The sequence below is a fragment of the Candidatus Cloacimonadota bacterium genome (assembly GCA_020532355.1).
Taxonomy (GTDB): domain Bacteria; phylum Cloacimonadota; class Cloacimonadia; order Cloacimonadales; family Cloacimonadaceae; genus UBA5456.
Genome location: JAJBBD010000118.1, coordinates 1 through 2,938, shown reverse-complemented (window position 1 = coordinate 2,938; position 2,938 = coordinate 1). Strand labels below are relative to the sequence as shown.

The following is a 2,938-nucleotide window of genomic DNA, read 5'->3' as shown; positions in this document are numbered from 1 at the left end:
TTTCCCAGCAAAAAGGAATAAAAATCCGACAATCTTGATTGATAAACCAACAAATCCAGACACTCTGAAAATGATGTTAGTTGTTCCATCTACGGATTATTGGTTAGCGATGGGAAAAAATTTGAATTATTTTGATAAAGTTCTGACTTATGACCAATTTGAGAGTGAGATTGTAAAAAAAGGTTTATCTGACCAAATTCCATCTCTATCTGACAAGGTTGGATTAAATAGAGCATACAAAATAAACCAACCGTTCGTTATTCTAAATCTGACAAAGGTTAATAAACCTGGAGACGGTTGGTTTGCTGGACTAACATTATATGACCCGAAAAGTGCTGAGATAATATTCCAAAATGAAATTTGGTTAAATTTAATGTGGGATGGGTGGACAGACCAAGGAACAATGTTTCCTTTATTTAATTCTTTGCTTGACTATTTGAGAAAACAAGAGAAAAATGAATAAAAACTGGTGCCAATACTAAGGCTTCATAGCGGCACGCAGTGCCCAGCGAGAAGCCTAGGTTGAACTACACCCGCCCGTATATCCGCATCGGCGCAGCGCTATGGAGTTAATTGAATGTTTTTAATACGCTAAAAGGGAAATTGGAGGCTCGGAAGGTGAGGTACTCTGAACAAATGGGGCTTCAACTTGTAAGAAAAAAACACAAATAGCGAAAAGCTATGGAGAAAGTAAGAGCCCCTGACCAAAAACGCTAGAATTAGGCAATGCAATGCCCAGCATGGACGAAGCCATGCTTTTAAACCCTAGAAATTTAAGCTAAAACCTTTTCCAATAGACGAAAGGAGGTAGCGCTCGGCGAACGAATTCGGGGTAGAACATCAACGCGAACCATCTGCCCCTTTTTGCAGTACGGACATTGCAACGGGTCAGACCCCAAGACCCGTTGCAGCCTCTCTTTGCGCGTTTCGGGTGGCAGAGAATCGTCAGCACCAAAGGCTCTGCGCATTTGGCGCTTGTAGCGATTGCCGTAGATTCCGTAGCGACGGATTTTCACAAATCGTTTTGGTAAGATATGCAGGCAGAAACGGCGTAAAAACTCCACGCCGCTAATCGTCATTACTTTCGATTTTTCACAGTCTGCGTAATCCTTGTATTGGAAAGTAACGTTATCATCGTCGATATTCAGAATGCGCTGATTTGAAATGGCCACACGATGGATGTATTGGCCCAGGTAGCGAATTACACGCTCCGCCTTTCCCAGCGCAGGCTCGCAGTGCACAACCCACTCCTTGGCCCTAGTCTTTTCCAGGGTGGGCTTGTAAGTGTCAAGCAGGTTGGCCTTTTTTAGGTCCGCCTTCAGCCGTTTTAGCAGGCTGGTGCGAAAGGCGCTGCTCAGCTGCTTTACCGGGTAGAGGTATCGTCCGTTTTTACCGGTATGTTTGAGCTCACCATGCAGGTTTAGCCCTGCAGCCGGAACAATACAGTGGATGTGCGGATGCAGCACCAGATTCTGCCCCCAGGTATGCAGAACGCAGATGGCCCCGCTCTCAACGCCAAAATGAGAGTACCCAAAGGTGCGCAGCACGTCCCAAACAGACTCGAACATACGGCTATAAAAAGCCCTGCTGTCAAGCATCGAAAGAGCGTTAAGCTCCTCCGGAACGGTGAACACCAAGTGGAAGTGTTTACACCTGAGCGTGTTGGCAATGCAATCGTCAACCCAAAGGGCCTGGTTGGATAGTTGGCACTTGGGGCAATGCCGATTACGGCAGCTATTGTAGCTGATACGCTCCTTTTTGCAGCAGCTGCACCGCTCAACGTGCCCGCCCAAAGCGGAGGTTCGGCATCGAGCCAACGCGCTGAGCGTTCCCACCTGGAAGGCATTGGGCTTGCACCGCTCAACAAAACGGGCTCCAAAACGATGGATCACATCGGCTAGTTCGAATGGCGGTCGCTGCATTTTGGGGTCGAATAAAGTCGGTCGAACGGGCTATGCGCCTTAACCTTTTCGCATTGTGCTACGTGCAAATAGACCATGGTAGTCGCTATGTCGGCATGACCTAGCAGCTCCTTAACGGTTACGATACTAGCGCCCTGCTCGAGCAGGTGTGTTGCGTAGCTATGCCGCAGCGAGTGCAGGTTTACCTTCTTTTTAATCGACGACTTCTTCAACGTTTCGCGCATAATCCAGCTCAAACCCTTGGAGCTGTAACGCCCGTCGGCCTCTTTGCCGTTAAAAAGCCAATCGTGCGGACGCTCTGCTGCTAGGTACTTCCGTATCCCCTTGGCGATGAGGTCGGAAAGCGGTACGATGCGGTCCTTGTTGTACTTGCTCCTGCGGATGTGAATGGTTTTTCGCTCAAAGTCGATATCGGCAATCTTTAGGCGTATAACCTCCTGGGAGCGCAACCCAGCCGAGTAAATAAGCGAAAGGATAATCCGGTGCTTAAGCAGCTTGGGCGTAGCAAACAGCTCTTTGAGCTCCGACTGGTTAAGGATGGTGGGCAGCTTATCATCCTTTTTAATGGGCGGAAGATTAATGGCCCGTTTCCCCTGTCCAATGTGTCGGAAATAGTAGCGCAACCCGTAAACCGCATGCTTAAAGTTACTTCGCGATGGCGATTTGGCCGATAGGGCCAGCCCAGTAAGGTACTCGTTAAGCTCGTCATCGGAGATATGCTCGGGCAACCGATTGAACTTTAAGCTTATGGCCGCAATGCGTCGCACGTAGTTGTTGAGCGTACTGGTGCTTTGCCCGCGCATGGCGGTTTGCTGCTCCAGCGTACGCAGCACCTTCTGAAAGCCGTCAATTTGACTCATGGCTCTTTCTACGATAGTGAGCCCTGTTTTTGTTCTTACCATGATGTTGTGATTTAAGTTTAGTTACAAATATGCCCATACAAAGGCTTTGCAATTTAAACTACAACTCGTATATTTGGTAAGAGGTTATCCGCCGTAGGGCGGATTTAGTTCAAC

Annotated in this window: 3 protein-coding genes; 1 reads left to right on the top strand and 2 read right to left on the bottom strand. The window is 48.0% G+C overall.

Annotation, left to right across the window (positions count from 1 at the left end; translation table 11 throughout):
* Positions 1-463 (top strand): hypothetical protein (locus LHW48_04140; protein ID MCB5259649.1); only part of this gene is annotated, 463 nt, incomplete at its 5' end.
* Positions 464-773: 310 nt separating this feature from the next.
* Here the strand turns inward: LHW48_04140 and LHW48_04135 are convergent.
* Together LHW48_04135 and LHW48_04130 are read right to left on the bottom strand one after the other, a co-directional pair.
* Positions 774-1,922: an IS91 family transposase gene (locus tag LHW48_04135; protein ID MCB5259648.1), complete on the bottom strand. Its 1,149-nt coding sequence runs from the start codon at positions 1,920-1,922 to the stop codon at positions 774-776.
* A complete protein-coding gene (locus tag LHW48_04130) occupies positions 1,898-2,782 on the bottom strand; it encodes a tyrosine-type recombinase/integrase (GenBank protein ID MCB5259647.1) in 885 nt (294 codons plus the stop codon). The genes LHW48_04135 and LHW48_04130 overlap by 25 nt, the downstream gene beginning before the upstream one ends.
* Positions 2,783-2,938 lie beyond the last annotated feature (156 nt).

Excerpts from the sequence above, each read along its gene's own strand:
- LHW48_04135 (MCB5259648.1), bottom strand. The coding sequence starts at position 1,922 with ATGCAGCGACCGCCATTCGAACTAGCCGATGTGATCCATCGTTTTGGA.
- LHW48_04130 (MCB5259647.1), bottom strand. The coding sequence starts at position 2,782 with ATGAGTCAAATTGACGGCTTTCAGAAGGTGCTGCGTACGCTGGAGCAG.